20 protein-coding genes are annotated in these 25,064 nt (G+C 67.6%); 13 read left to right on the forward strand and 7 right to left on the reverse strand.

All coding sequences use genetic code 11. The annotated features are described in order from the left end of the window. The coding region (locus D7Y13_RS49920; protein ID WP_500683179.1) for a putative quinol monooxygenase at positions 1–176 on the reverse strand (176 nt) is incomplete at its 3' end. Positions 177–265: 89 nt separating this feature from the next. Here D7Y13_RS49920 and D7Y13_RS05070 point away from each other — a divergent pair. Then, a complete protein-coding gene (locus D7Y13_RS05070; RefSeq protein WP_120532204.1) occupies positions 266–1,159 on the forward strand; it encodes a 1,4-dihydroxy-2-naphthoyl-CoA synthase in 894 nt (297 codons plus the stop codon). Between the two features lie 19 nt (positions 1,160–1,178). Here the strand turns inward: D7Y13_RS05070 and D7Y13_RS05075 are convergent, their stop codons facing one another. Continuing rightward, on the reverse strand, positions 1,179–3,242 hold the full coding sequence (locus D7Y13_RS05075; RefSeq protein WP_120583063.1) for a lipoxygenase family protein: 2,064 nt from the start codon (positions 3,240–3,242) through the stop codon (positions 1,179–1,181). Positions 3,243–3,406: 164 nt separating this feature from the next. Here D7Y13_RS05075 and D7Y13_RS05080 point away from each other — a divergent pair, with 164 nt between their 5' ends. Both D7Y13_RS05080 and D7Y13_RS05085 read left to right on the forward strand, forming a co-directional pair. Further along, positions 3,407–5,437 carry a lipoxygenase family protein gene (locus D7Y13_RS05080; protein ID WP_120532206.1) on the forward strand — a complete coding sequence of 677 codons (2,031 nt, stop codon included), beginning with the start codon at positions 3,407–3,409 and terminating at the stop codon, positions 5,435–5,437. Between the two features lie 20 nt (positions 5,438–5,457). Beyond that, the gene (locus D7Y13_RS05085) at positions 5,458–6,882 is read left to right on the forward strand and encodes a cytochrome P450 (protein ID WP_120583064.1); all 1,425 of its coding nucleotides are present in this window, start codon (positions 5,458–5,460) and stop codon (positions 6,880–6,882) included. Between the two features lie 9 nt (positions 6,883–6,891). Here the strand turns inward: D7Y13_RS05085 and D7Y13_RS05090 are convergent, their stop codons facing one another. Next, on the reverse strand, positions 6,892–8,742 hold the full coding sequence (locus tag D7Y13_RS05090; protein ID WP_120583065.1) for a transthyretin-like family protein: 1,851 nt from the start codon (positions 8,740–8,742) through the stop codon (positions 6,892–6,894). Between the two features lie 315 nt (positions 8,743–9,057). On the opposite strand from D7Y13_RS05090, the gene D7Y13_RS05095 reads away from it, so the two are divergent. Both D7Y13_RS05095 and D7Y13_RS05100 read left to right on the forward strand, forming a co-directional pair. After that, the gene (locus D7Y13_RS05095; protein WP_147444254.1) at positions 9,058–9,504 is read left to right on the forward strand and encodes a hypothetical protein; all 447 of its coding nucleotides are present in this window, start codon (positions 9,058–9,060) and stop codon (positions 9,502–9,504) included. A 79-nt stretch (positions 9,505–9,583) separates the two neighbouring features. Beyond that, positions 9,584–10,099 (forward strand): hypothetical protein, encoded by a 516-nt coding sequence (locus D7Y13_RS05100; RefSeq protein ID WP_120583066.1) that lies wholly within the window; start codon positions 9,584–9,586, stop codon positions 10,097–10,099. A gap of 43 nt (positions 10,100–10,142) precedes the next feature. On the opposite strand, the gene D7Y13_RS05105 is transcribed toward D7Y13_RS05100, so the two are convergent. From D7Y13_RS05105 to ada, 4 genes are all read right to left on the reverse strand, one after another. Next, the gene (locus D7Y13_RS05105; protein ID WP_120583067.1) at positions 10,143–10,865 is read right to left on the reverse strand and encodes an NADPH-dependent F420 reductase; all 723 of its coding nucleotides are present in this window, start codon (positions 10,863–10,865) and stop codon (positions 10,143–10,145) included. Between the two features lie 179 nt (positions 10,866–11,044). Then, positions 11,045–12,355: a GAF domain-containing sensor histidine kinase gene (locus tag D7Y13_RS05110; protein ID WP_120532212.1), complete on the reverse strand. Its 1,311-nt coding sequence runs from the start codon at positions 12,353–12,355 to the stop codon at positions 11,045–11,047. A gap of 95 nt (positions 12,356–12,450) precedes the next feature. Continuing rightward, positions 12,451–13,194: a 2OG-Fe(II) oxygenase gene (locus tag D7Y13_RS05115; protein WP_120532213.1), complete on the reverse strand. Its 744-nt coding sequence runs from the start codon at positions 13,192–13,194 to the stop codon at positions 12,451–12,453. Then, positions 13,191–14,264, reverse strand: coding sequence for a bifunctional DNA-binding transcriptional regulator/O6-methylguanine-DNA methyltransferase Ada (gene ada, locus D7Y13_RS05120; protein WP_120532214.1), 1,074 nt, complete (start codon positions 14,262–14,264; stop codon positions 13,191–13,193). The genes D7Y13_RS05115 and ada overlap by 4 nt, the downstream gene beginning before the upstream one ends. A gap of 237 nt (positions 14,265–14,501) precedes the next feature. On the opposite strand from ada, the gene D7Y13_RS05125 reads away from it, so the two are divergent. The 8 genes from D7Y13_RS05125 (at position 14,502) to D7Y13_RS05165 (ending at position 25,062) form a co-directional block, all read left to right on the forward strand. Beyond that, positions 14,502–17,777 carry a C45 family autoproteolytic acyltransferase/hydrolase gene (locus D7Y13_RS05125; protein ID WP_120583068.1) on the forward strand — a complete coding sequence of 1,092 codons (3,276 nt, stop codon included), beginning with the start codon at positions 14,502–14,504 and terminating at the stop codon, positions 17,775–17,777. Between the two features lie 562 nt (positions 17,778–18,339). Further along, positions 18,340–19,617, forward strand: coding sequence for a hypothetical protein (locus tag D7Y13_RS45105; RefSeq protein ID WP_147444255.1), 1,278 nt, complete (start codon positions 18,340–18,342; stop codon positions 19,615–19,617). Positions 19,618–19,623: 6 nt separating this feature from the next. Beyond that, positions 19,624–20,634 carry a DUF2169 family type VI secretion system accessory protein gene (locus tag D7Y13_RS05140; RefSeq protein ID WP_120583070.1) on the forward strand — a complete coding sequence of 337 codons (1,011 nt, stop codon included), beginning with the start codon at positions 19,624–19,626 and terminating at the stop codon, positions 20,632–20,634. Positions 20,635–20,768: 134 nt separating this feature from the next. Continuing rightward, the gene (locus tag D7Y13_RS05145; protein WP_147444256.1) at positions 20,769–21,662 is read left to right on the forward strand and encodes a hypothetical protein; all 894 of its coding nucleotides are present in this window, start codon (positions 20,769–20,771) and stop codon (positions 21,660–21,662) included. A 3-nt stretch (positions 21,663–21,665) separates the two neighbouring features. Further along, positions 21,666–22,751, forward strand: a complete 1,086-nt coding sequence (locus D7Y13_RS05150; RefSeq protein ID WP_120532220.1) for a PAAR-like domain-containing protein — start codon at positions 21,666–21,668, stop codon at positions 22,749–22,751. A gap of 70 nt (positions 22,752–22,821) precedes the next feature. Next, complete coding sequence (locus tag D7Y13_RS05155; RefSeq protein ID WP_233595425.1) at positions 22,822–23,718, forward strand: type VI immunity family protein; 897 nt, start codon at positions 22,822–22,824, stop codon at positions 23,716–23,718. A gap of 39 nt (positions 23,719–23,757) precedes the next feature. Further along, positions 23,758–24,309 (forward strand): hypothetical protein, encoded by a 552-nt coding sequence (locus D7Y13_RS05160; protein ID WP_120583072.1) that lies wholly within the window; start codon positions 23,758–23,760, stop codon positions 24,307–24,309. A gap of 126 nt (positions 24,310–24,435) precedes the next feature. After that, the gene (locus D7Y13_RS05165) at positions 24,436–25,062 is read left to right on the forward strand and encodes a TetR/AcrR family transcriptional regulator (RefSeq protein WP_120583073.1); all 627 of its coding nucleotides are present in this window, start codon (positions 24,436–24,438) and stop codon (positions 25,060–25,062) included. Positions 25,063–25,064 lie beyond the last annotated feature (2 nt).

A 25,064-nucleotide genomic window follows, 5' to 3' on the forward strand; every position in this document is an offset into this window, starting at 1 on the left:
GAGTTCGTCGGCAGCGTCAGATGTGCATAAGAGACAGCCTGGCAGACGTCGAAGCGGGCGATGCCGGGCTCCTTCACGCTGGCGCTGGCGTTGGCGAGGGTGGCCTGGAGGAAGGCGTCGACGTGCTGGGGCAGCACGTGCACATGGACATGGATGACGAGCAGGCTCGTGGGCATGGCGCGCACGGTAGCGCGGGCGTCTTCGAGCGGGAAACTGGTAGGGTGCCAGCCCGTTCACTCCCCCTATTTTCGGAGCAAGACTGCGCATGGTCTCGGACCTCTTCGACGCGTCCCGCTGGCAGCCGGTGGAAGGCTTCAAGTTCAAGGACATCACGTTCCACCGCGCGGTGGACCAGGGCACGGTGCGCATCGCGTTCAACCGGCCGGAGGTGCGCAACGCGTTCCGTCCGAAGACGGTGGACGAGCTGGCCCGGGCGCTGGAGGCCACGCGGTTCATGACGGACGTGGGCGTGGTGTTGCTGACGGGCAACGGGCCGTCGCCGAAGGACGGCGGGTGGGCGTTCTGCTCGGGTGGGGACCAGCGCATCCGGGGCAAGGATGGCTACAAGTACGAGCCCGGGGAGGACGCGGCGGATCCGGCGCGGCTGGGGCGGTTGCACATCCTGGAGGTGCAGCGGCAGATCCGCTTCCTGCCCAAAGTGGTGATCGCGGTGGTGCCGGGCTGGACGGCGGGAGGCGGGCACAGCTTGCATGTCGTGTGTGACATGACCATCGCGAGCAAGGAGCACGGCATGTTCAAGCAGACGGACGCGGACGTGGCGAGCTTCGACGCGGGCTACGGGTCCGCGCTGCTGGCGCGGCAGGTGGGGCAGAAGCGGGCGCGGGAGATCTTCTTCCTGGGACAGTCCTATACGGCGGACGAGGCGTTCCAGATGAATGCCATCAACGCGTCGGTGCCGCACGCGGACCTGGAGAAGGTGGCGCTTCAGTGGGCGGCGGAAATCAATACCAAGAGCCCCACGGCCATCAAGATGCTGAAGTATGCCTTCAACCTCCCGGACGACGGGCTCGTGGGCCAGCAGCTCTTCGCGGGAGAGGCCACGCGTCTGGGTTACGGCACGGAGGAAGCGCAGGAAGGCCGGGACGCATTCGTCCAGAAGCGGAAGCGCGACTTCAAGCGCTTCCCGTGGACGTACTGAGCGCGGTTGTCCAAACCGCTCAGATGTTGATGCGGGAGCTGACCGTCCGGACATCCAGGCCCAGCGCTGAGAACTCTCCAGCGTGGGCCCGCAGCAGCTCCAGCAGCCGGGGATGCACGTCCTCTTCTTCATTGGAGAGGATGAACCCGTAGTTCGTCTTGGACAGCATCCAGGAGATCCACAGCATCTCCGTCGCCTCATCCGGCTCCGGCGCCACGTCCAGGTCCTCTTCCGTCGACAGCGCGCCTCCCTTGCCCCAGCGAAGCCCCAGACACGAATACAGCACCTCGCCCGCGTCCTCCCACTGGAGGTTGTTCGCCCAGGCGTGCCGGAAGGTCGCGAAGAAGATGACGTAGCGGCAGAGGTTCTTCAGCGCCTCCACCTCCCCGGGCTGGGGCGAATCCGTATGCGTCACCGCGCTCACGGCCTTGGGCGGTGGCTCCGCGGCCTTCGCGTCCAGGTCCATGCGCTCCGAGCGCACGAACCACGGTGCCTCCTTCCCCGGCACCTTCGCCCGCAGATAACGACACACGAAGGCAGGCACCGAATGCGTCACGAGGTCGTCCGAGAACCGGCGCACCTCATTCCACTGCGCCTCCAACTCCGTGCCGTGCTCCGCGAAGAACGCGTCGATGTGCTCCCCGAGCAGCCGCCAGAAGAGCTGTCCGGCCTTTGCATACCGGTGCCCTTCACAGACAGGCGTCGCGGGCGCGAAGCCCTTCCAGTCATAACTGCCCATCAGGTGTTCCAGCCGCTTGTTGATACCCCGCTCCGTCAGGGCACTGGAGCGCGTGATGTATCCAGTCGACCCCACGAGGAACCCGTTGGCCGAGTGGTTGATCAACACCACCTCCCGCAGGTGCGGCATCAACAGCCAGCGCAAGGGATTGCGTCGCAGGTTCCGGTGCGCGGCAATGGCATACTGCTCGACGTTGAAATGGCACTGCCCCAAATGGTTGCCCAACTCCACGTCCAGCGTCGCGCTCACCCGCGCCATCCGCTTGGCTGCCTCCCAATCCGCGCCGTCCGTGGGCGTGAAGGTCCGCCGTGTCACGGGTGAACCGGGCGCCGTCGCTCCTGGCTCCCGCATCCCCAGGATGATGCGCACGGGCAGCAGCCTTCCCTCCACCAGCCGCAGCCTCACGTCCACATCCGGCAGGCAGTGGCGGCCGTCCTGCTCATACGCATTCCACGGCAGGTAGAGCCGGAACGCCTGGGCATCCCCGGGGGCTTCCGGGTCCCGGTCCATCACGCTGGAGAACATGCCGTTGAGCAGGCGTTCACCGAAATAGGCATCACTCCGGGTGGAGCCCGGCGACTCCCGCTCCATCCGGGCCGTCGTCGACTCCGGATAGTCCGCTTGAATCTTCGCCAGACTCGGCGCCTGCCCCAGCCGTCCCTGGAGCTGGTGCTGCCGTTTGATGAGTTCAATGGGCGCGACTGCCTTCAGCATCGCCAGGGAACGTCCCGGCGCATACGCCGTCGGTGGCGTGCCTTCCTCCACGACGAGCAACCGCGCCAGGGGTGACGCCGGGTCGTATTCCCAGTAGGGAACTCGCACCGTGCCGAAGTCGTACTGGAGCCCGCCGTGGTCGTCCGGGCCCCGCTCCGAACCGATGCGCCGCCACGTCTCCACCACGCGCCCGTCCTTGCGGAACGTGTGCTGGGGCTCGAAGAAGCGAAGCTCAAGGTCCGGCAGGTCGCCTTCACCCGCGTCGGCCGGGTCGTAGCGGATGGCGAAGGCCCCGTCCGCATCCGTGAATCCCTCGCCCAGGAAGTCGTCCGGCGTCCCGAAGTCCCGGTCCCATAACTCCACCTTGAGGTGGTGCAGCGCAATGGGCCCCCGGGGACCGTCCTGCTCGAAGACCAGGCGGCCCCTGGCGACGGCGGGCAGGGTGGCTGGATCCCTTGTCGCACGCGGCGCACGCACGCGCGAAGCCAGGTTCCGGCTCACCGCCAGCCGCTGTTTCAGGTCGAGCCCCGCGTACCACCGGGCCAGCTCGTCCGGCTCCAGGAGGTCGGCTTCGGGGCTTCGGGACTTGAGGCCCAGGGACGCGATGATTCGGCGCCAGACGGTGCTCATTGACGGCGGACCTCAATGCAAGACATCGCACCGAAGGGCATCGTGGATTCGGGTCCGTGACAGAGGCTGTTCGGGGCGGGTGTCATCGCACCCTGGAGGGTATCACGGCTTGTCCAGCCCGCTTTTGCGCCATACGGTGTGTCCCCGTGCTAGTGGGGGATTCCATGACTGTCGATTACACGCTAACGATTCGCACGAACTCGCGGCTCGGTGCGGGAACCAACGCCAACATCTCTGTCGTGCTGGTTGGGACGCAGGGTGAAAGCGACTCACACCCGCTGGACAAGCGCTTCCACAATGACTTCGAAGCCGGAGCGCAGGACTCCTATCCGCTCCAGACCCGCGACCTGGGCGAGCTGCTGCTTCTCCGTTTCTCGAACACCGGCAATGGCGTCGCGAGCGACTGGCTGCTCGACAATGTCGTCGTCACCGCGGGAGAGAAGCGCTGGTTCTTCCCCCACCACCGCTGGGTGCTGGGCAGGGCGACCGTGGAGGTCCTCGAAGGCACGGCGCGAATGGCGCATCAGGAGCAGCACGAGCGCGCGGCGTCCGCCCGTCAGGAGCAGCTCCAGGCACGCCAGCGGATGTACGGCTGGCGTGCGCCCGAGGCCACCGCCGGGCTGCCCGGGGCGCTCGACATCAGCGAGGCGAAGCCGCTCCCGAAAGATGAACTGTACCGGGGCCTCGTGGATGGCAGCTACGAGGTGGTCATCGCGAAGACGCTGGCGGCCATCAAGCTGCACATGCCCCTGCTGAACAAGGCGTGGAACGGCCTGGTGGACATCTTCGACTTCTTCAAGGGCATCGAGCTGCCCCAGCTCGCCAACCGGTGGAAGGACGACTACGAGTTCGCCCGGCAGGCCGTCCAGGGCATCACCCCCGTCCACATCCAGTCCATCACCGCGCTGCCCCAGGGCCTGCCGCTCGCGGACGGAGACCTGCACGGCCTGCTGTCACCGGGCACCTCGCTGGCCCAGGCGCTCGCGTCGAAGCGGATCTTCCTGCTCGACTTCGAGATCCTGGACGACGTGCCCATGTTCAAGAAGGTGGACGAGAAGGGCGTCGAGGAGCGGCGCTGGTCGCCCGCGTCCCGCTGCCTGCTGTACCTGGACGACACCCGGCAGTTGCGGCCCATCGCCATCCAGCTCGGCCGGGACCCGGAGAAGGATCCGGTGTTCACGCCCAATGACAGCCAATATGACTGGCTGGCCGCGAAGATCTACGTCCGGTGCAGCGAAGGCAATACGCACCAGATGGTGGGGCACGCGCTGCGGACGCACTTCATCGCGGAGCCGTTCGTCATGGCGACGATGCGCAACCTCCCGGACCCCCACCCTGTCTACAAGCTGCTGCGCCGGCACTTCCGGTACACGCTCGCCATCAACGATGGCGCCCGAAGGGGCCTGCTCGCGGAGGGCGGCGTGTTCGACGACATCATCGCCACCGGCGGCCCCGACAAGGGCCACGTGTTCCTGGGCAAGAAGGGCTACCAGCGCTGGAAGCTGACGGACAACAAGCCGCGCCAGGACATCGAGCGCCGCGGGGTGATGGATCCAGCGGTGCTCCCACACTACCCGTACCGGGACGACGCGCTGCCCTTGTGGGACGCGTTCGAGGAATACGTCGGCGGGGTGCTCGGGCACTTCTACAAGTCCGACGCGGACCTCATGAACGACGTCGAGATGCAGCGCTGGTGGGCCGACCTCATCTCGCACGGCATGTCGGTGGAGAAGCTGCCCTGCACGGAGCTCAAGCGCGTCGCGGACCTGGTGGACATCCTCACCACCGTCCTCTTCACCGTCAGCGTCCAGCACGCGGCGGTGAACTACCTCCAGTACGAACACTATGCCTTCGTGCCGAACGCGCCCCTGTGCATGCGCAAGCCGCCTCCGACGAAGAAGGGCCTCATCGGGCCGGATGACATCGTGGAGATGATTCCCACCAAGTCGCAGATGCTCTGGCAGGTCTCCATCGGCCGCGCGCTCTCCAGCTTCGGTGACGACGAGGAGTACCTGCTCCACGAGGGCGGCTGGTACGAGGAGTATTTCCAGGAGCCGGAGGTGCTCGCCCTCCGCGACCGCTTCCATGCCCGGCTGCGCGCCCAGCGCGACGCGGTGAAGGCTCGCAACGAGAAGTGCGAAGTGCCCTACACGGTCCTGCAGTCCGACCGGATCCCCTGCGGCATCACCGTCTGAGACGTCTGGAGAAGATGCCCATGCCCAACCTGCTTTCTCGTGGCCTGTTCAACCTGTTCTTCGGTTCCAGGCGCAAGCCCTTCGCTTCACTCCCCGGGCCGCAGCCCGGCGTGCTCGGCACCGCGGGTGACTTCCTGGGGCCCCAGCCCTGGGACGTCTGCGCGCGGTATGGCCGCGAGTACGGCGGTGTCACGCTCATCTGGATGGGGCCCAGCCCCGGCGTGGTGCTCAACGACCCCGCGATCATCGCGGAGGTGCTGGAGTCCCCCCGCCGGATGGAGTTCGAGAAGGGAAACATCAGCGAGCAGATCCGGCCCACGGTGACGGACGACACGGTCTTCATCGCGAAGCTGAGCGGGGACTGGGCCCAGAAGCGCAAGCTGGAGCCCATGGAGCAGCCCTGGTCCCCGAAGTGGCTGGCCGCCCAGGTGGAGCCGATGCACCGGTCCATCGTGGAGTCCGTGGAGGCCCTGCTGAAGGAGCCCTCCATCGACTACACCACCGCGATGCGGAAGCTGACCTTCGACGCCTTCGCGGTGGCGGCGGTGGGGGAGAGGCTTCCGACCTCCGTGTTCGACGACTTCATGCTGCTGGCGAAGGGCGCGGATGCCCGGATCCAGGCGAAGCTGCCATTGAAGTTCGTCTCGCCGCCCAAGGGCTTCGACGAGGCGAAGGCGCGCTTCTATGGCCAGTTCGCGGACCGGGTGCGCGCCGCGCGCAAGAACCCGAATCCCCAGGGCGTGGACGTGATGTCGTGGACGCTGCGCGAGACGCCTGGGATTGATGACCAGGTGCTGGCGCACCTGCTGGGCGGCATCTTCTACGGAGGCGCCTTCTCCTCCAGCGTCACGCTGGTGGGGGCGTTCCACCAGCTCCAGAAGCATCCCCAGGCGGAGGCACGGCTCGCGCAGGAGGCTGCTTCGCTGGGGGACGGGCCGCTGACGTTCGAGAAGCTGGGCCATGCGCCCTGGGCGGAGGCCTGCGCCTTCGAATCCCTGCGCCTCCTGCCGGCGGTCCGGGTCTTCACCCGCACGCCGTCGAAGGACGCGCAGCTCGCGGGCGTCACGCTGCCCGCGGGCGCGATGATCATGATCTCCAACCAGCACCTGCACCGGGACCCGGCCCACTGGACGGAGCCGGACACGTACCACCCCGCGCGCTGGCTGGACGGCGGCGCGGCCCGGGATCCGCTGGGCAGCGGTCACTTCTTCCCGTTCGGACGGGGCCCGCGCGCGTGCGTGGGCGGGGACTTCGCGATGGTGTTCCTTCGCACGGCGCTGGCGACCATCGCCGCGCGTGCGAAGGCCCAGGTCGATTCGACGGAGCCCTTCGAAGAGGGGTTCTTCTTCGGCGTCGTGCTTCCCAAGGGCGTCACCGGGAAGCTCGTCGCGCGCTCATCGCAAGCAGCGCGGGCCACTCCGCCGGTGGGAGCCATCTCCGCTTGAGGGTGAGCGCTACGGGATGCGGCCGGTGTCCATGAAGGTGTCGGAGGCAATCTGAGACACCGTCCACTCCCACCCGGGGGGCATGGTCGGACGGAGCCACCACTCCCACGCCTCGTGGATGTCCACGTCGTAGCGGCCCACGTAGAAGAGCCGCTCCCGCATCCTGCCGAACGCGCCGCGGGGGCCCAGGCCGTAGGCCGCCTGCAGCACCTCCACGTTGTAGCGATACAGGAAGGTGGACACGCGCATCTCGTTCTCGTTGCCGTTCGCCCACACCGTGCCCGCATCGCCATAGGTGCAGCCCGCACCGTTGCAACCGGTGATCGTCGTAGCGAAGTTCCTCAGGTTGCCGCCCACCGGGTAGCCGTGCCACTGGGCCAGGAGCGCACCGAAGTAGCTGGCCCAACCCTCGTTGTACGCGAGCTCCGGGTGCTGCTGCTCGGTCCCAAAGTGGCTGCCGTAGGCGAAGCTCGGGAAGGTGATGGCGAGCGCTCCCAGCTCATAGGCCGAGTACCAGGATACCGGTGACGTCGTGAAGTACATCAGCTCGTGGCCGAACTCGTGCCAGACGGTGAACGGATCCGCCCAGTCCTGCTCCACCAGCTCCAGCTTCGACACCGTGGCGAAGGAGACGGAGGTGAAGGGCACGTGGGTGGGCCAGGCCACGCGCAGCGAGAAGTAGGAACCTCCCGTGCCGCCAGCGTACGCGTTGAATTCCTCGGCGTGCTGGATGAGGTTGAGCACGCCCAGGGCCTGCTCGGCGGGAGAGTTGCTTGCGGCCAGGTTCACGGAGAAGGTCGTGCCGCTGGTATCCCAGAAGGTGCCGGTGCGCACGCTGTGGGTGCCGCTGTAGGGCGTGAGGATGTAGTAGACGCCCATGGAGTACAGGTCCTCCGTCTCGACGACGAAGAACAGGTCCGCGAGCGACATGTCCCACGGGGCGCCGTAATCGCAGGTGGGTTTGCGGAAGTGGAACCAGCCCGAGGCGTCCGTGTAGCCCGTGGCCACCTGGGTGTTCGGCAGGGCGGGGTTCTCGTCATAGACGGTGACGCGGGTGTTGCGGACGTCCTGCCAGCGCCCCTGGTACGACAGGCCCACGTGCACGGACGCCGCGTCGCCATTGGCGTTGCAGCCCAAGCCCTTCGCCTGCACTTCGCCGGACGGCGCCACGCGGGAGGCGGCCTCCAGGTCGACGCGAGACGGGGCGCCACTGCCGGTGTCGGGCAGCACCGTCATCACGGTGCTCACGGGGGCGGAGCGCGTGCCATCCCCTCGGGGGAAGGTGACGCCATCCAGCATCACCGTGCGGGGCGACGTGTCCTGTCCGCCGCCGCGCGCCGCCGCGCGCACGTCCTCGGCGTCCAGTCGGGCCAGCTCCTCGGCGGAGCGCACCCGGGGGACTCCGGACAGGTGCTCGGTGAGTGTCTGCGTGACGGGTGCGAGGACGGTCTCGCCGGGCCGGTGCGCGTTGAGGCCGAGCAGGTGCGACGTGGGCCGTCCCCATGCGTCAGCCCGGGCCACGGCGGTGACGGAGAAGAAGCCCGCGCGAGGCGCGTGCCCGCGCACCCACACCGACTTCGTCTCGCCCGCCGCCAGGTCCACCGTCAGCGTGCGGCGCTCCAACGCCAGACTTTCGGGAGCGCTCAGCTCCACGGTGGCGGTGGTGGCAACCGGGCTCGCGACCTCCACCCGCAGGGCCAGCGGACCGCCGGCGATGAGGTCCTCCTGCGCGAGGTGGAGCTTCACCGCGGCCTCGTGCGCGGCCTCCGTGACTACGGGTTCCAGAGCCGGGTCCCCACACCCACTCAGCGCACCCATGACGAGCGCCACACCGCACACCGCTGCCTTGATCCTCGACATACCCATCCCCTCATCGTGTTGTGTGGGAAAGGGCCTTCGTGCTCCGGCCGTCCCCCCTGCGAATACGGAGCCGGGAAGGAAACCGGGTCGTTGCCCCGAACTTCTATTTTTCTGTTGGGGTTGCGCTTCAAAGCCAGAGGTCCGCCTCGGGCCAGGCGCGGCGCTTCCACAAACGTCCGCTGCACAATACTTCCAGGCGGCGGGACGGGCCCTTCAGGCCCGGACTGGCTTGGCGGGGATGTCCTGGCTGGCATGATTCCAGGTCGGAAGGTCGGGCTTCATTCGGGAGCCCTGTACCGGACCCAGGAGTCGTCCATGAAGTCTGGAACCTTGTGGCTGCGAGCGCTCACCCTGGTGTGCACGAGTCTGGCATTGACGGCCTGTGGCGGGGCGATGACGCCCGAGGAGGCCGCGGCCGAGGAGGCCGAAGCGCTGGCCACGGTGGAGGCGGAGCTGGGCTCCTGTGGCACCTGGTCCACCTGGACCAACACGGGCACGACCTCCTGTGGTGCCACCACGTCATGTGGCTACTACTGGGTTTGTGAACCGTACGCGAAGGAGGGCGACCCCGAATCCCTCGTCGGTGGGGGAGGAATCGAGGGCGCCGCCCCGTCCTGCCCGCTGGGTCAGACGGCCCGGCGCTACAACTATCGCGGCCGCTTCAACCAGCAGTCCAGCTACCGCGTGTGCTTCAACGAGGCGGGGACCTACACGCACACGGAATACCAATACCAGAACATCTTCAACACCTGCAGTTGCTGAGCGGGAGGGCGAGTCCCTGCGTCTCCACTCCAACGCCTGACGCCCATCCGTCGTATGGGCGTACCCAGGAAGCCCGCCCATGTTCCGTCCGCTTGCCCTGACGTCCTCCGCCGCCGTCTGCCTCCTCTGCTCCGCCTGCGGTGGAGGTGACGACAATGACAGTCCCATCGAGCCGCTCCAGGACACGCGCTCCAGCGTCACCGGCACCCATCCCGTCACGATGACGATGTTCAGCCCGGTGACGAGCGACGCGATGAATCCCGTCCAGTCCCAGCCCACCCTGAGCCTGACCGCGGAACCGGGCGTGTCGGATCGCCTGCGCGTCTCCCTGGCCCCTTTCGAGTGCACCCTGACCGCGACCATGACGGGCGCGGCCACCTTTGCCCTGAATCAGGGCTCCTGCTCCTTGATCATCCCTCCTCAAGACATGAAGTTCGGCTGCTCCATCACGCTGGTCATCACCGAGGGCACCGGCGGGCGCGACACCCCGCACGCCAAGGTTGGAATGACCTTCAACGCGGACTACCGCAAGATGTGCGCGGACGATGACGCTCCCTTCGTCACCCCCGTGAGCGTGACGCTGGTAGGGAGCTGAGACACCGGGACCCCGGTTGTCCCCACGCGGCGACGGTGGGGTGTCAGTCCTTTTCAGGCAGGCCGAGCAGGCGACGCAGCTCCGGCATCGTCGTGTTGGCCCGGAAGCCCGGCCCGCCCCGCTGGAAGCGTGTGGCCGAGGCCAGGTTGCCCACCACCAAGGGCTCGCAGCCAGCGTCGCGCACCAACTGTGCCGCCACCTGGACGGCCTGGGTGTCGTCCCCGGCGATGGGAACCGCCAGCAGCCCGCTCTGCCGGCCGGCGGACGCTTCGACCGCCGTGGCGTCGACGGCGCTGAAGGCCCGGACCAGCCGCGTGCCCGGCAGGTACTTCGCGGAAGTGGGGCCGGCGCCGTGGGCCTGTGCCTCGCGCGCCAGGGCGTCGTCGCGGCCCGCGGGCGGGTTGCAGGCATCGAGGACCACCTTGCCGCGCAGCGCCGTCTTCAGGTCGCGCCCGAGCTGCGGAATCGCGCTGTAGGGCGTGGCGATCAACACGACGGAGCCGAACTCGGCCGCCTGCTGTGGCGTGCCCACCGAAGCGCGCGGGCCGAGCTGCCGGGTCAGGGAGACGAGCTCGTCAGGATGGCGGGAGGAGAACAGCACCTCGTGCCCGGCCCGGACCCAGATCTGGCCGACGGTGCCCCCCAGCCACCCCGCGCCGATGACGCCGATCCGCAGGGCCTGGGTCTTTGTCTTCACCTGGCCCAGGACCGGGAGCGAGGCCAATGCTGCGAAGGTCCCCAGGACGGAGCGACGGGAGATCGGCATGACGGTGAACCTTCCTTGGAGTCGAGGGCGTTCGTGCCTCGCTGTCAGGAAGAAATACGCCCGGCGCCGGTCGGGAAATAGACGCGACCGACGCAATGGGCCTTCAAGCCATGCTTCACAATCACGGACGCGCACCCTGACTCAGGGAGGCGTCTCGCGCCCGCGGTGGGCGCTCGTGCTCAGCTCCGGAAGCCCGTGAACTCCTTCGCTTCAATGCGCGCGAAATCCGCGAGGGTCGCGTGCGGCTCCCGCGAAGTCGCCTCGAGCGGGAGGATGATGGTGAAGCAGGTCCCGTCCTCGGCGGAGCTCGTCACGGTGGCGCTCCCACCGTGCGCCTCGGCGAGTCCCCTCACCAGCGGCAGGCCGAGCCCCCAGCCCTTCTCCGCGCTCTCCGATGCGGACCGCGTGCGGTGGAAGGGCTCGAAGATGGTCTGCTGCTCGTGCTCGGCGATGGGGGTGCCCTGATTCCTCACCTGGAGCGTCACACGGTTCCCACTCTGGGCGAGCAGGACTTCAATCGGGGTGCCCGGCGCGCCGTACTTCGCCGCGTTGGAGGCCAGGTTCTCGACGATGCGGCGAAGCCCGAGCGGATCCGCCTTCATCTTGAACACGCCCTCTGCCTTCAGGACGAAGCGCTCCGTGTAGACGGCCGCGAGTTCCTCCAGGGCCTGGGTCGTGATGGCGTGGAGGTCGCATTCCCCCAGATCCAGGGCCACCCGCTTGCCGGCCTTGATCCGGCTCGCGTCCAGCAGGTTCTGGATCATGCGCTCCGCGCGGTCCAGGCTCGCGCTCACCCGCGCCACGGAGGTCTGGACGCTCGGCAGGTCCGCATGGCGCCTTCCCAGGAGCTGCACGCTCAGCTTCGACGCCGTCAGGGGCGTGCGCAGGTCATGGGTGAGCGCCGCGACGAACGTCTCCCGCAGGTTCTGCTCCGTCTTCAGCTTCTGGATCTGATTGCGGAGGTTGATCTCCGTCATGATGGACGTCGTCAGCTCCCGCATCACCTTGAGGTCCCTCGGGGTCCACTCGCGCACCTTGGGTTCGATGCAGCAGAAGGTCCCCAGCACGTGGCCGTCCGGGTTGATCAACGGCAGCACGATGATGGCGACGATGCCCCAGGGCCCGGTCGAAGGATGGAACTTCAGGAAGGGGTCATTGAGCGCATTCGAGGAGATGATGGGGTCTCCCTCGAGCGTGTAGCGGCACAGCGAGGCGTCGATCGGCAGTGTCCGGGTCTCCCGGAAGGGGGACGGCAGGCCGAAGTCCGCCTTGAAGAACTGCTTGTCGGCGTCCACCAGCGACATGATGGTCAGGGGGACGTCGAGCAGCTCCGCCGCCAGGCGTGCGAGGCGGTCGAAGGTCTCCTCCCGGGGCGTGTCCAGCAGCCCGGTGTCGCGGATCGCCTGCAGGCGGTTCGGGTCCGTGAGGCGACGGTTGCACCGCTGCGTCCGCCCCAGGGAGACATCATCCAGTTCGCCTAGAAACTTCATGGGGCGAGCCTAATCGGGGCGCCTTCCAGGTGAACACTTTGTGCTCCCTGTCCTGCTCCTCCGTTCGCTGAGGAACCTTCCGTGCCGCAGGTGCTTCAGGCCGCGTCGTGGAAGATGATGCCCGCGGTGTGCCTCTGCCCTGAACGCACCCGGCTGACGCCGTGCCGGAGGTTGACGCGGTAGGTGCCCCGCGTGCCCTGCACCGGACGGTGATGCACCGCGAAGACGACCGCGTCCCCCTGTCGCAGCGGGACGACCTCCGGTCGAGACTGCATCCGGGGCCGCTGCTCCGACAGCACGAACTCACCGCCCGTGAAGTCCCGTCCCGGCTCCGACAACAGGAAGGCCACCTGGAGCGGGAAGACATGCTCCCCGTAAAGGTCCTGGTGCAGGCAGTTGTAGTCCTCCGCGCCGTAGCGCAGCAGCAGCGGCGTGGGCCGCACCTGTCCCGCCGCGTGACAGCGCGCGAGGAACTCCGCGTGCGCTTGCGGATACCGCACGTCGATGCCCATCGCCGTGTTCCAGCGGTTCGCGATGGGCACGAGCCGCGGGTACAGCGCCGTGCGCAGCTCCGACACCACCTCCGGCAGGGGATGGTCGAAGTACTGATATTCCCCCCGCCCGAACCCGTGCCGCGCCATCACCACCCGACTGCGAAACGCCCCCTCCACGTCGTACAGCAGCGCCAGGGCCTCGCACTCCTCGGCGGTGAGCAGCCGCTCCATGGTCGCGCAGCCCCGCGCATCCAACTCCTGCTCCACCGCGCCCCAATCCACCGTCCCCACGCGGGTCGCGATTCCATCCACCGGGGATGGCGCGAACGCACCCCGGGTCCTCATCGGTTCGCCTCGCGGTCCAGGAGCGCGCGCTTGCGCTCCACGCCCCAGCGGTAGCCCGACAGGGCCCCGTCATGGCGCACCACCCGGTGGCAGGGAATCGCCACCGCCAGCGCGTTCGCGCCGCAGGCCTGCGCCACCGCCCGGACCGACTTCGGTGCGCCAATGCGCTCCGCGATGTCCGTGTAGCTCGCCGTGGTGCCCACCGGAATCTCCCGCAGCGCCTGCCACACGCGTTGCTGGAACGCCGTGCCGCGCACGTCCAGGGGCAGATCCAATCCCACGCCGGGAGCCTCCACGAAGCCCACCACCCGCGACACCAGTCGTTCGAACGCCGCGTCCCCGCCCACCAGCGTCGCCTGGGGGAAGCGGTCCTGGAGGTCCTTCGCCAGCGCGTCGGGGTCTTCCCCCATCAGGATGGCGCACACGCCCCGGTCGCTTGAGGCCACGAGGATGGGGCCCAGGGTGCACTCGCCAATGGCGAAGCGGATTTCAGTGTTCGCGCCACCGGCGCGGAAGTTCGTCGGAGTCATGCCCAGGACCTGGCTGGAGGTTTCGTAGAAGCGCCCGCTGGAGTTGAAGCCCGCGTCGTAGATGGCTTCGGTGACGGAGCCGCGTCGCGTCAGGCCGGTGCGGATCCGCTCGGCCCGGTGGGCCGCCGCGTAGGCCCTGGGCGTCAGCCCGGTGACGGCCTTGAACACGCGGTGCAGGTGATGGGGGCTCAGGCCGGCGCGGTCCGCCAGTGCCTCCAGGCTTGGTGGCTGCTCCGCGCCCTGGATGAAGCGGCACAGCTCGGCCACCTGATCCGCGTGCCGCGAAGCGAGCGAGGGCTGGCCCGGCTTGCAGCGCTTGCACGCCCGGAACCCCGCCTGCTCCGCCGAGGCCGTGGTCGCGTGGAAGCCGACGTTCTCCGGCCGGGGCGTCCGGGCGCCACACGAAGGACGGCAGTACACGCCCGTCGTCCGCACGGAATAGAAGAAGCGTCCGTCCGCCGCCGCATCCCGCGTGGCGACCGACGGCCAGCGCGGGTCACCCAGCGTCGCCGCCGCGAGGGCCTTCAGCTTCGCCGTCATGGTGTGTTGCCTCCCTTCGAGAGCGGTCCTCATGACCACGCCCGGAAACTAACCTCCGCGCTGGAGGTCAGCACTCCGCGGCTTGCTCTCGAATTCGCCCGGGCCCCCATGAGGCGTGCGACATGCGCCCACCACCAGGCCAGACAGAGACGAGTCCCTCGCGGCCTGCACGCTCGCGGTCGGCATGACAGGATGCCGCGCCCCACTTCCCCGTTGCCGGTACGAGACGAGCACGCCATGCCCCACCTCCGACTGATGTGGAAACGCTCCCATCTGCTGGGTTCCACGCTGCTGGCCTGCGCCGCGGCCCCCGCGTGGGCGGCCCCCGCGCCCATCTCCGTCCCCAACGCCGGCTTCGAGGCCACCGCGAGCGCGGGACTCCCGAAGGGCTGGTCCGCGTCCGGCCAGGGCAAGGTGTCCACCAGCACCGACGCGAAGGCGGAAGGCAGCCGGGGGCTGCTCATCGAAAGCCCCCAGGGCGGCGCCGAAACGACCGTGCAGTCGGAGCCGGTGAAGCTCCAGGTGGGGCGCCTGTACCGGCTGAGCGCGTGGGTGCGCACGAAGGGCGTGCAGGCGGATGCGCAGGCGCGCTACCCAACGGCGCTGGGCGCATGTCTGTCCATGCAGAGCTTCCCCTTCACCAACTGTTCGCCGCCGCAGGGCGCGGACGCCAGCGGCCGGGTGCAGGTGATGTTCTTCGCCACCCAGTCCACCGACCGCGTGCAGGCGCACCTGGGCCACAACGGCAAGGCCACCGGCACTGCGTGGTTCGACGACGTGAAGCTGGAGGAGGTGGACGACATCACCGCGTACGTCCCGATGGAGAGCGTGCGCTGGGCCGGCAAGGGCTTCCGGTATGACGACGGCGGCTGGGTGTACGTGCACATCGAGGGCGAGCCCTACGAGCGCGGCCGGCAGTTCGGTGAGCTCGTGTCGCAGGAGATCGTCCGCTACATCGAGAAGCTGGGCATCCAGAAGGACAAGGCGGACGCCGCGAAGGGCTGGGCGCAGGTGCGCCTGCTCGCGGACTCGCTCTTCCTGCGCCGCTTCGACCCGGAGTTCCTGGAGGAGATGAAGGGCATTGCCGACGGCGCGAACGTGGCCGGCGCGAAGTTCAAGGGCCCGGACGCGAAGGAGCGCGACCTGGATGTGCTGGACATCGTCGCGCTCAACTCCGCGGTGGACCTGGGCCAGTTGGAGGAAGCCAACCGCGTGACGGCGTCCCCGCTGTCCGGACGCACCTTCCTCAAGGGCGAGGACGAGAACGGCCGGGCGGGGGAGGGTGACCACTGCTCGTCGTTCGTCGCCACGAAGTCCGCGACGAAGGACGGCCGCGTCGTCATGGGGCAGATCTTCATGTGGAACGGCTACACCGGCGTCCACTGGGACGTGGTGCTGGACGTGCAGCCGACGAAGGGCCACCGCTTCGTGATGCAGACCTTCCCGGGCGGCATCCACAGCGGCGCGGACTGGTTCCTCAATGACGCGGGCATCGTCATCGGTGAGACGACCGTGGGCCAGACGCCCTTCAACATCGACGGCACCCCGCAGAGCAATCGCATCCGCCGGGCCGCGCAGTACGCGTCGTCCATCGACGACGTGGAGCGCATCCTCAAGGACCGCAACAACGGCCTGTACACCAACGACTGGACGCTGGCGGACACCAAGACGGACGAGGGCGCGTGCCTGCTCCTGGGCACGAACAAGACGCGCCTGTGGCGCACCGGCAGCAAGGGCAAGCAGGCCGACACGCCCGGAAACCTCAAGGACTTCATCTGGGCCAACAACAACAACCGCGACCCGGAGGTGCGCAAGGAGTCCGTGCCCAACACGAGCAACGCCCCGGTGGATCTGGCCTTCAACACCTGGAACCGCGACATCGCCTTCCAGGAGGCCTATGCCCGGTACGGCAAGGCCGGCTTCGACGTGGAGAGCGCCACGCGGATGCTCGCGACGAGCCCCATCAACCGCCCCCACGCGTGTGACGGCAAGGTCACCACGTCGGAGATGGCGGAGAAGCTGATGTTCCTGGCCCACTTCGGCAAGACGACGCTGCGCGAGAAGATGGTGGGCAGCCGCTGGATTCCGGACCTGCCTGGCGCCACGCCGCACCTGTCGCTGGGCTACACCGCCTTCAGCCCCGTCTACGTGGCGGACAAGCTCAAGGCCGCGAAGGCGCAGCAGAAGCCCGAGCCCAAGGTGGAGAAGCCCAAGAAGGACTTCACCCGCGTGAAGGACGCGCTCGCCTTCGACGAGAAGAAGCTCTGGGCCAACACGGTGTTCCCCGCCACGGACGGGGACAACTGGTTCGTCAGCGGCTCGGCCGCGTACTGGACCCAGCTCAAGGACCTGCCGGAAGGCGATGATGCGCTGGGCAAGGCGTTCGACCAGCAGCGGGACGCGCTCGCGGAGCTCAATGCCCGCTACCTCTACGTCTCCTCCCGCGAAGGCGACGTGGTGCCCACGTCCGCGCGCACGGACTACGGGCGCTATGGCCAGTACGCGGTGCCCCGCATCAAGGGGACGTATCTCTTGCACCAGCTGCGGCTGACCCTGGGCAACGCGAAGTTCGCGCAGGTGATGGCCGCGGTGCACGGGAGGTTCGCGAACAAGAAGCTGTCCACCCAGGACTTCATCAAGACGGCGTCGGAGGCGGCGGGCCGGGACGTGGCGCCGCTCGTGAGCCAGTGGGTGGCGCGTGAGGGCCTGCCCGCGCCGCGCCTCACCTCCCGCGCCCAGAAGGCGAAGGAGGGTTACGAAGTCACGCTGAAGGTGGAGCAGTCCGGCAAGCCCTGGCAGTTCGTCACGCTGGTGGAGGTGCAGACGGAGAAGGGCGCCACGCTGGAGCGCGTGGAGGTGAAGGGCGCAAGCGACACCTTCACGGTGAAGGTCGCGGACAAGCCGGTGCGCGTGGTGTTCAACGTGGGCAACGACATCCCCGTGGCCCGCGAGCGCTACCAGACCCTGGCCAACACGCTGGACGACTGGGAGAAGCTGCTCTTCGTCTACGGCTCCGCGCGCCAGGTGGAGTCCATGCGCACGCTGGCGCTGAACTACCGCGAGCAGTTGGCGGACGCGTCGCCGGAGAAGCTGGCCCCGCTCAAGCCGGACGCGGAGGTGACGGACGCGGAGCTGGCGGACCGCGACCTCGTCGTGTTCGGTGGCGCGGAGGACAACGGGCTGCTCGCGCGGCTCCAGGCGGAGAAGAAGCTGCCGGTGGAGCTGGGCCGGCGCTACTTCCGCTGGCAGGGCAAGACGTACGGCCGCGCGGATGACGGCCTCGCCGTGGCGCTGCCCAACCCCTGGAACCCCAAGCGCACGCTGTACCTCTTCGTCGCCAACAGCGGCCTGGAGCTGTGGCACATGACGCGCACGTTCCAGCGCGGCCTCCAGAGCTGGGCCCTGTTCCGCGCGGGCGAGGTGAGCGGCAAGGGCTTCCACGCCCCGGACAACCTCACGCAGGAGCTGTCCGTGGACCTGCCTGCGCCCAAGCTGGGCATGCTCACGCCGTAGTGGATTGAAGCCCACCCATGTCAGCAGAGGAGGTCATTTTTGTCTGACATGGGTTTGGGCGGACCTCATGGGGAGGGGCTTGCCTTTGCGTAGATGCCAGGGTTTGAATCGGGCAGACGCTGAATGCGCAAGGAGGCTGCATGCAGGCCCTGCCAATTCCTCTTCCGCTGGAGCAGGCTTCTTCGGGAGCGCTCTACCTCGCCCAAGTGGTCAGCGCGCCGGGTGAGCCGCTCCTCGTCCAATGCGCCGCGCTTTCAGCACAATCATTGGCAGCAAAACTCGTCCTGCCCGTGGGCATCTGCGCCGCTCCTCCCCCGGCCCCTGGGGCCCATGTCCTGGTCTGCAAGCCTGTCGGCTCCCCAGACATGCTCCTCATCCTGGGAGTCGTGGGTGAGCAGGCGCATGCCGCGGACGCTTCGCTCCAATTGCGGTGCGGACAAGGACGGATGGAGATTCGAGAGGATGGGCGCATCCAATTGCGCGGAACCGACGTCACCGTTCGTTCGACAGGGATGGCTCGGTTGAAGGGAAGTGCTGTTCGGATCAATTGAGGAGGGCTTGAATGTCCTCCAACCCTCCTTCCTATTATCTGCCATTCCTTCGGCAACACCTCGAAGGCGTCGGTGACTTCCGGGCCCGGTATCAACGCCTCCTTCGGACGCGGCACGCCTCCTGGGCGCAGCTCGCGAAGTGGGAAACGCGGCACCAATTGCATCTTGATGCGCTTCGTTACTCCCGGGAAAGCAGCCTGGAATTGGCGCGGCCCCTCCTCGATAGTGAATGGGAGGAAGAAGTATTCGGGGGCGCGGTGGTGCTTCTGGGCTGCGATGAAATCGAACCCGTATTGGATGCCCTCTCAGGCGAACGCGCGACGCCGTTTCGGAACGCACTGCTCGACGCCCTCTTCTGGCATTCTGGCAGCGAGCTTGCGCCCCAGATCTGGCGCCGCTTCGAGAGCAGCTCCGAGTCTCAGGTCCAGGTCCGGGCGGAGCTTCTTCTCCTGCTGGGGCGGCGCCGTGAACATGCGACCGCGATTCTCCAACGCGCCATCCAGGACGAGCAGCCGGCGGTCCGGGCTGCCTGCCTCCTGGCGGGTGCCTGGCTCGCGCCTTCGCTGGTGGTTCCCCTTCTGGACAATGCCCTTGCTACGCCAGCCCTCGAGCAGGCCGCGCTCCTGGCCCTTTTGGAGATCAATCCTCCACGCTGCCTCCCCCGTTTGCGCGGTTGCGTCCGGGCAGGACGTCACATCGAAACACTGCTGCCCGCGTTGGCGGCTCTGGGGGAGCCCGAGGATTTCAAGCTGATCCAGGCGCAACTGGAGGGGCCACATGCGTCCTTCGCGCTCCTGGCGCTGGGCTTTCATGGAGACCCGAGGGCACTGCCCGTGGTGGTGGCGGGGCTTGAACAGAGCGCCTCTCGGAGCGTCCTCTCGGCGGCATTGGAGGCCTATGCGTGCCTCTCTGGATGGTCACCCGCGCAGGGCCTCTTTCCCGAGCCCGAAGAGGACGTGGCCGATGATGGGGAGGCGTTGGACCCGGATGCGGAGGCGGACCGCGTCGAGCGAGACGCGCACCGCGAGGACCTGCGCGCCCAGGCCCTTCGGCACTGGCGAGCCCAGCCTCCGCGACAGCTCGCGGGCCAGCGCATCCGGCATGGCGCGCCCTGGAGCCTTGCTCGCAGTCTGCGTGACCTGGAAATCCAGGGTGGAACCTTGAGGGCGTGGACGTTTCGTGAAGTTGCCCTTCATTCCGGACATCCCCCCATCGCGGACCCCGAGTCGCTCCAGGGCCAACAACGTAAAGCCCTCCAACATTGGGCCCGGAAGCTCGGCCAGCGCTGAGTCGCCATGCATGTCACCAATCACAGCCCCTTCGCGGCATCACACCTGATCGCCTGGGATCGGGATGGCCAGGAGGTGCTGGTCGTCATCGTCAAGTGCACCTACGCCTTTGAACCGGACGGTCGGTTGGTGACCGCGGGGGAGCAGAGTCCCGTCTCCCGGGGCGATGAATTCGAACCCGGCCAGCCCTTGAAGCTGAAGAGGCCTGGCGACTTCAACACCGGCAAGCCAGGCACCGACATCCTCGTTCAGGGCAGCGCCTGGACGGCGCACGGTGAACCCATGACGGTCATGCCTCTCTCCCTGCGGGTCGGCCCCATTTCCATCTCCGCGCGCGTGTGGGGTGAGCGGTGGAACGAGAATTCATTGTTGGGATGGCGGTTGAGCTCCCCGCAGCCGTTCGTACGGCTTCCGCTCACGTGGGAAACGGCCTTTGGTGGTGCGGACCCAGACCCGTCGAAGTCGGTCTTCTGGCCGGAGAACCCGATTGGCCGTGGCTTCCTCGCGGGACGTCCGTCGTCACGTGAGCCTGTTGCCGCCCCGAACCTGGAGTGGGCTGACAATCCCTACCGGGGCTTCAGCGAGCCGGCGCGGACACTGGGATTCGGTCCGGTCCATCCTGCCTGGAGCCCCCGGAGGCAGCACGCCGGGACCTATGACGATCGCTGGCGTGAGGAGCGCGCCCCATTCGTGCCAGGGGATTTCGACCCGCGCTTCTTTCATGTCGCGCCGCCGTACCTGCGCACCGCCGTGCCGTTGAAGGGGGGCGAGGACGTGATGTGGAAGGGCTTTCATCCCGAGGTTCCCACTGCGTTCCAACTGCCTCGCCCTTCTCATGACGTCGTGTACCGCCAGCGTGGATTGAAGTCGGACCTCGATGCCGTGTGGCTGATGCCAGATGAGAAGCGCGTGAGCATGGCGTGGCGGACGCTGCTTCCCCTGCCTCGCTCGGCGAGCACTTCCGTGGAGGTCTCCATCCAGGGCAAGCCCAGGGTCCGTCTGGGGCAGGTTTCATGAGGCCGCTCGCCATCACAGGGGTCGGCGCCCGGACTCCCGTGGGGCCTGGCGCGCGTGAGACGTTCTTCTCCGTCCAGGCGAAGTTCAACGCCTTTCACGAAAGCTTCATCGTCGACAGGACCGGGGAGGGCGCCGTGCTCTCCGCCATCGCTCCGCTCCACCCTCGGGTGGGTGAAGAGGCCCGATTGCTGGAACTCGCGGTCGCGGCGCTCACGGAGGCATTGCAGGGTGTGGCGGATTCCTGGAACGCACGCCACCGCGTGGGGCTGGTCCTGGTGACCCCCGAGCCAGGGGCGCGGCCCTCGCCATGGAGCTTCCCCGCCTCGGTGGTGCAGGCGCTCCTGGAACGGTTTCCCCGGTCGATAGGCAGTCCCAGGGTGTCCCTGATCCCCGGAGGACACACCGGGTGGGTCATGGCCCTGGAGCAGATTTCCGTGTTGTTCGCGCAGGGGCAACTCGACGCATGTGTGCTGGGCGCAGTGGATACGTTGTGCTCTCCGAGGACGGTGGAGCACCTCGACCGTCAGTGCCGGCTCCGCAACAGCCTGGAGGTGGAGGGCAGGGTCCCGGGGGAGGCGGCCGCATTCCTGGTGCTGGAGCCGCTCAGGCCCCAATCCCGAGCACTGTCCCAATTGGCTGCGTGGGGGGAAGGCACCCCACTGCAAGGCGAGAAGAGTCCTCTGCCGGGAGCCCTCCTCACTCGCGCCACCCGTGAGTGTCTGCGCTCGAGCGCCGCCAACAACGAAAGCCCTGGCCTCATCTTGAGCGACATGGACGGCTCGAAACACGAAGCCCTTGAGATGGCCTTCGCCCGCTTTCGTGCTTTCAGGGACCAGGCCAGTGCCGCCTCGCTGCTTCATCCCAGTGAGAGTCTGGGCGACGTGGGTGCGGCAACCGGCCCCCTCCTGATGGTGCTCGCGACGCTCTGCCTCCTCCACGGAAGCGGGCTCCCTGGAGGCGCCCTTGTCGCCACCCACACCCCACCCGGTCATGGCGCGGTCTGCCGGGTCTTGCCGGAGAGGCGCTGAGCCATGGGCACCACCGTGATGGTGAATGGTCGCACCGTCGTCCACGAGAAGTCGGACGGTGTTTCGCTCGCGGGGCCAGACCCCTGTCTGACCCCGACACCCAGCCCCTCACCCGTGCCCTATATGAATGAGGCGAAGTCCAGCGATACCGCTGCTGGAGCCTCGAGTGTGCTCGTGGATGGCGTGCCGCTCGCCATCAAATCCTCCTACTTCGCCTTGAGCACGGGCAACGAACCGGGCACCGCGGGGGGCGGAGTGGTGTCGGGACGCATCAAGGGCAAGGCGTCCTTCGTGAGCTATTCCTTCGACGTGATGGTCGAAGGCGAGAACGTCCCGCGCATGGGTGATGCCATGCAGCACAACCACGGGAGCCCGAGCAATTCGATGAGCCCCGCCGAGCTTCAGCCTCCCGGGGCGAGTGGCGCGGGTCTCTCGCCCACGGACAAGCAGGTGCTTTGCGAGCTGATGTGCCACTGCAACAAGGTGGGGAACTTCAAGACGGGAAAAGACGGCCGGGCGCTCAAACAACAGTGTGTCAGCACCCTCCTCCAGGGAATCGATGACAGTGTTGGAAACAAGAGTCGCTACAAGCCGGAGATCAGCTACGACATGCGGTCGACTCCTCCGAAACCCATCATGGATGGCAATCGTGGACTCCGCGGGCACGCCTGGGTGCCGGGATGGATGAAGAAGAACGGTGTGCCCGCGAATGCTGGCATGGTTCGCCGGCCTGATGTCGTCATCGTCAAGAACGGGAGCAGTCCTCCGCTCCAGAACAACATCCAGCATGTCGTCGAGATGAAATTTCCGGGCGATACGCCGACGCTCGAACAACGCAGGGCCTACGAGAGGATCGCTGGCGACCGGAGCAAGCTCACCATCCTCAAGTTGGAGGACTGCAACTGCCGGAAGGACAAGCAGCCCCAGGAGCAACCGGAGCCGGTGTCCGCGCCGAACTGGTGGGAGGTGACCTTGCTGAGTCTGGCGCTGGTCGCGCTCGTCCTCGATGACCTGGCGCCGACCGGCGCGACGCAGGCGGATGATGTCCTGATTCCGGGGATTGTCGCTCGCCTGGTCCTTGCTTTTTGATAAGGCAGCCGCTGGACGGAGTGAGCCCATGACAACGGACGACGATTTCACGGAGGAGAAGCAGTTGGCCGTGCGCGACGGTCAGGGCCGCGTCGTCGTGCAGGTGGGACTCCTCGCCACACTCTATTTCGAGAATGCCCACCGGCCGGAAACCCGGGATGCGGTGCTCACCTGCGTGGAGCGCCTCCAGGCATGCTTCGGCCAACACCTGCGCTGGGTGGTGCATCCCAAGAGCGGGAAGATGTATCCCCACGGCTCCAGTCGTGTTCCCTCTCTTCGCGCGGTGATGGCGCAGCGAGGTGGCAATCAGGCCTGGGAGTACTCCACCCACGGTGGCGAGCAACCGGAGGCCGCGAGTCACTTCCGGATTGAAGCCTTTGGTCCCCCGGACTGGGAGAAGGCGCTGGGCCACCTGTCGTTCATGCTGCCCCTGACCTGGTTCGCGGACCATCCGGGGAGTCTTCCCGCGCTGATGCTTGAGCTCTGCAACCATCTTCATCCCATCCATGGGTACGGAGGGCCTGGCCTGGCGGAGTCTCCCGATGTGGGCGTGGAAAGTGACTTCCAACCCGCTGTCTATGCCATGGCCCGTCGATTTCCCGGACTGGAGGTGGACAGTCCTCTCAGCCATGCCCGGTATCTGGGAGATGGCATCAAGGGCGTCAACTGGCTCACGATCGTCGGGGAGCGTTTCCTTCCACGGGTGGGCGGAATCCCTGGCCTCGTCGCGACCCTGGGCGATGAGATTTCCCTCCGCGAATATGATGGAGGTGTGCTCATCCAGGCCGGTTCCCGCCCTCGAATGGGCGACGCGAACGATGGCCGTATTCCCGAGCCCTATCTCCGGGTGGCCCAGGCGCTTCGGCCTCTCCGGGTCGAATCCGTGGGGTCCCTGCACTTCGCGGGTGGGAACCGATTCACCCCAGAGACTTCCGACGAATGGCTTCGCCGGTTCGATGGCCCTTGAGGTCCAAGCCCCTCCACCGCGCAACCGCACGAGTCGTCCATGTCCGAGGCTTCCCACTTCTTTGCCGCGCTGGTGACGAGCCCCGCGGTTTTCCGCAAGACCCTGGAGAGGGCCCGGCTTCAGGCCGTGCTGGACGTGGAGCCGGCGGGGGACGCCGTCGCCCCTTCGGGCCCCGGGGCGACACCTGCGGTCCCCGGGCCACGATGGGTGGCGTTCGCCAGCCCGGGTGAGAACCGAGAAGCCCTTGGGAAGCTGACGGAGCGGCTCGTAGAGGTGTTCGACGAAGGGGGGGATTGGAGCCTCGGCTTCTTCATGGACCAGGCGAAGCTCACCCTTCGAAGCGAGGACCTGGAGCCCTCCGTCGAGGACCGGAGAACAAGCGCGCGTCGGCATGCCTGGCTCCTGCTCTTCCTGGGGCGCACCCCGGATGAGGCCCTGGCCGCACTGTCCACGGGGGGCGCCTTCGCGTTCTGCGAGGCGCTGGGGATTTCGTTCCTGGAGTTGGTGGATCAGGAAATGGTGCCGTGGGAGGCGCTGTCCCGGGAGTTTCCTGACAGGTACACCGTGGCCTCTTGGGAACTGGCGGACTGAGCAAGTCGCCTCGGAGAAAGAGCCCTACCGCCCGACATGCGGGTCGTGGACCTGGCCGGTCGCTCGCTCCTCGCCACCCTCTCGATTTGACTCCGGGACGGAGAGGGTTAAATCTCCCTTCAAGAAATGAATCGAGATTCAAAATCTGAGGCGCCTGTCAAAAAGCTGCGCTCGCGCCTGAAGGAAGCCACCGCTGACGCCATCCTGGCGGCGGCCGCGGCGGTGTTCGCCCGGGAGGGCCTGCACGCGGCGAAGATGGAGTCCATCGCCGAGCAGGCAGGCGTGTCGGTGGGGACGCTCTACAACCACTTCACGGACCGGGCGGCGCTGCTGGAGGCGCTGCGCGCGAAGCGCCGGGAGGCGTTGCTGGAGCGGCTGGATGTCGCGCTGGCCCAGGTGGAGGGGCAGTCCGCCCGCGAGCAGCTCCGCGCCTTCGTGGTGGCGGTGTTCGCCCACGTGTCGGAGCACGACGCCTTCGTGCGCGTGATGATGCAGCTGCCCGAGGACGCGGCCCGCACTCAGAACAAGAGCCGTGTCCTCGCGGAGCTGAACCGGCGCATGGAGCCCGTCTTCGCGCGCGGCATCCAGGCCGGGGAGTTCCGCGCGGAGGGCAGGGCGTTCTATCCGGCCCTGCTGATGGGCATGGTGCGCGGCGCGTTGGACCGCGTGCGCGAGGGCGACCGCGCGAACCCTCCCGCCTCGGCCTGGGCGGAGGAGGTCCTCCGCGTCTTCCTGAAGGGAATCGAGGTCTAGCG

The organism is Corallococcus praedator, assembly GCF_003612125.1.
GTDB lineage: Bacteria > Myxococcota > Myxococcia > Myxococcales > Myxococcaceae > Corallococcus > Corallococcus praedator.

What these genes read in the sequence shown, in the direction of transcription:
- D7Y13_RS05150 (WP_120532220.1), top strand. Translation starts at nt 21,666, where the DNA reads ATGGGCACCACCGTGATGGTGAATGGTCGCACCGTCGTCCACGAGAAG.
- D7Y13_RS05080 (WP_120532206.1), top strand. Translation starts at nt 3,407, where the DNA reads ATGACTGTCGATTACACGCTAACGATTCGCACGAACTCGCGGCTCGGT.
- D7Y13_RS05105 (WP_120583067.1), bottom strand. Translation starts at nt 10,865, where the DNA reads ATGCCGATCTCCCGTCGCTCCGTCCTGGGGACCTTCGCAGCATTGGCC.
- D7Y13_RS05100 (WP_120583066.1), top strand. Translation starts at nt 9,584, where the DNA reads ATGTTCCGTCCGCTTGCCCTGACGTCCTCCGCCGCCGTCTGCCTCCTC.
- D7Y13_RS05125 (WP_120583068.1), top strand. Translation starts at nt 14,502, where the DNA reads ATGCCCCACCTCCGACTGATGTGGAAACGCTCCCATCTGCTGGGTTCC.
- D7Y13_RS05115 (WP_120532213.1), bottom strand. Translation starts at nt 13,194, where the DNA reads ATGAGGACCCGGGGTGCGTTCGCGCCATCCCCGGTGGATGGAATCGCG.
- D7Y13_RS05110 (WP_120532212.1), bottom strand. Translation starts at nt 12,355, where the DNA reads ATGAAGTTTCTAGGCGAACTGGATGATGTCTCCCTGGGGCGGACGCAG.
- D7Y13_RS05160 (WP_120583072.1), top strand. Translation starts at nt 23,758, where the DNA reads ATGTCCGAGGCTTCCCACTTCTTTGCCGCGCTGGTGACGAGCCCCGCG.
- D7Y13_RS05140 (WP_120583070.1), top strand. Translation starts at nt 19,624, where the DNA reads ATGCATGTCACCAATCACAGCCCCTTCGCGGCATCACACCTGATCGCC.
- ada (WP_120532214.1), bottom strand. Translation starts at nt 14,264, where the DNA reads ATGACGGCGAAGCTGAAGGCCCTCGCGGCGGCGACGCTGGGTGACCCG.
- D7Y13_RS05165 (WP_120583073.1), top strand. Translation starts at nt 24,436, where the DNA reads ATGAATCGAGATTCAAAATCTGAGGCGCCTGTCAAAAAGCTGCGCTCG.
- D7Y13_RS45105 (WP_147444255.1), top strand. Translation starts at nt 18,340, where the DNA reads ATGTCCTCCAACCCTCCTTCCTATTATCTGCCATTCCTTCGGCAACAC.
- D7Y13_RS05095 (WP_147444254.1), top strand. Translation starts at nt 9,058, where the DNA reads ATGAAGTCTGGAACCTTGTGGCTGCGAGCGCTCACCCTGGTGTGCACG.
- D7Y13_RS05085 (WP_120583064.1), top strand. Translation starts at nt 5,458, where the DNA reads ATGCCCAACCTGCTTTCTCGTGGCCTGTTCAACCTGTTCTTCGGTTCC.
- D7Y13_RS05070 (WP_120532204.1), top strand. Translation starts at nt 266, where the DNA reads ATGGTCTCGGACCTCTTCGACGCGTCCCGCTGGCAGCCGGTGGAAGGC.
- D7Y13_RS05090 (WP_120583065.1), bottom strand. Translation starts at nt 8,742, where the DNA reads ATGTCGAGGATCAAGGCAGCGGTGTGCGGTGTGGCGCTCGTCATGGGT.
- D7Y13_RS05075 (WP_120583063.1), bottom strand. Translation starts at nt 3,242, where the DNA reads ATGAGCACCGTCTGGCGCCGAATCATCGCGTCCCTGGGCCTCAAGTCC.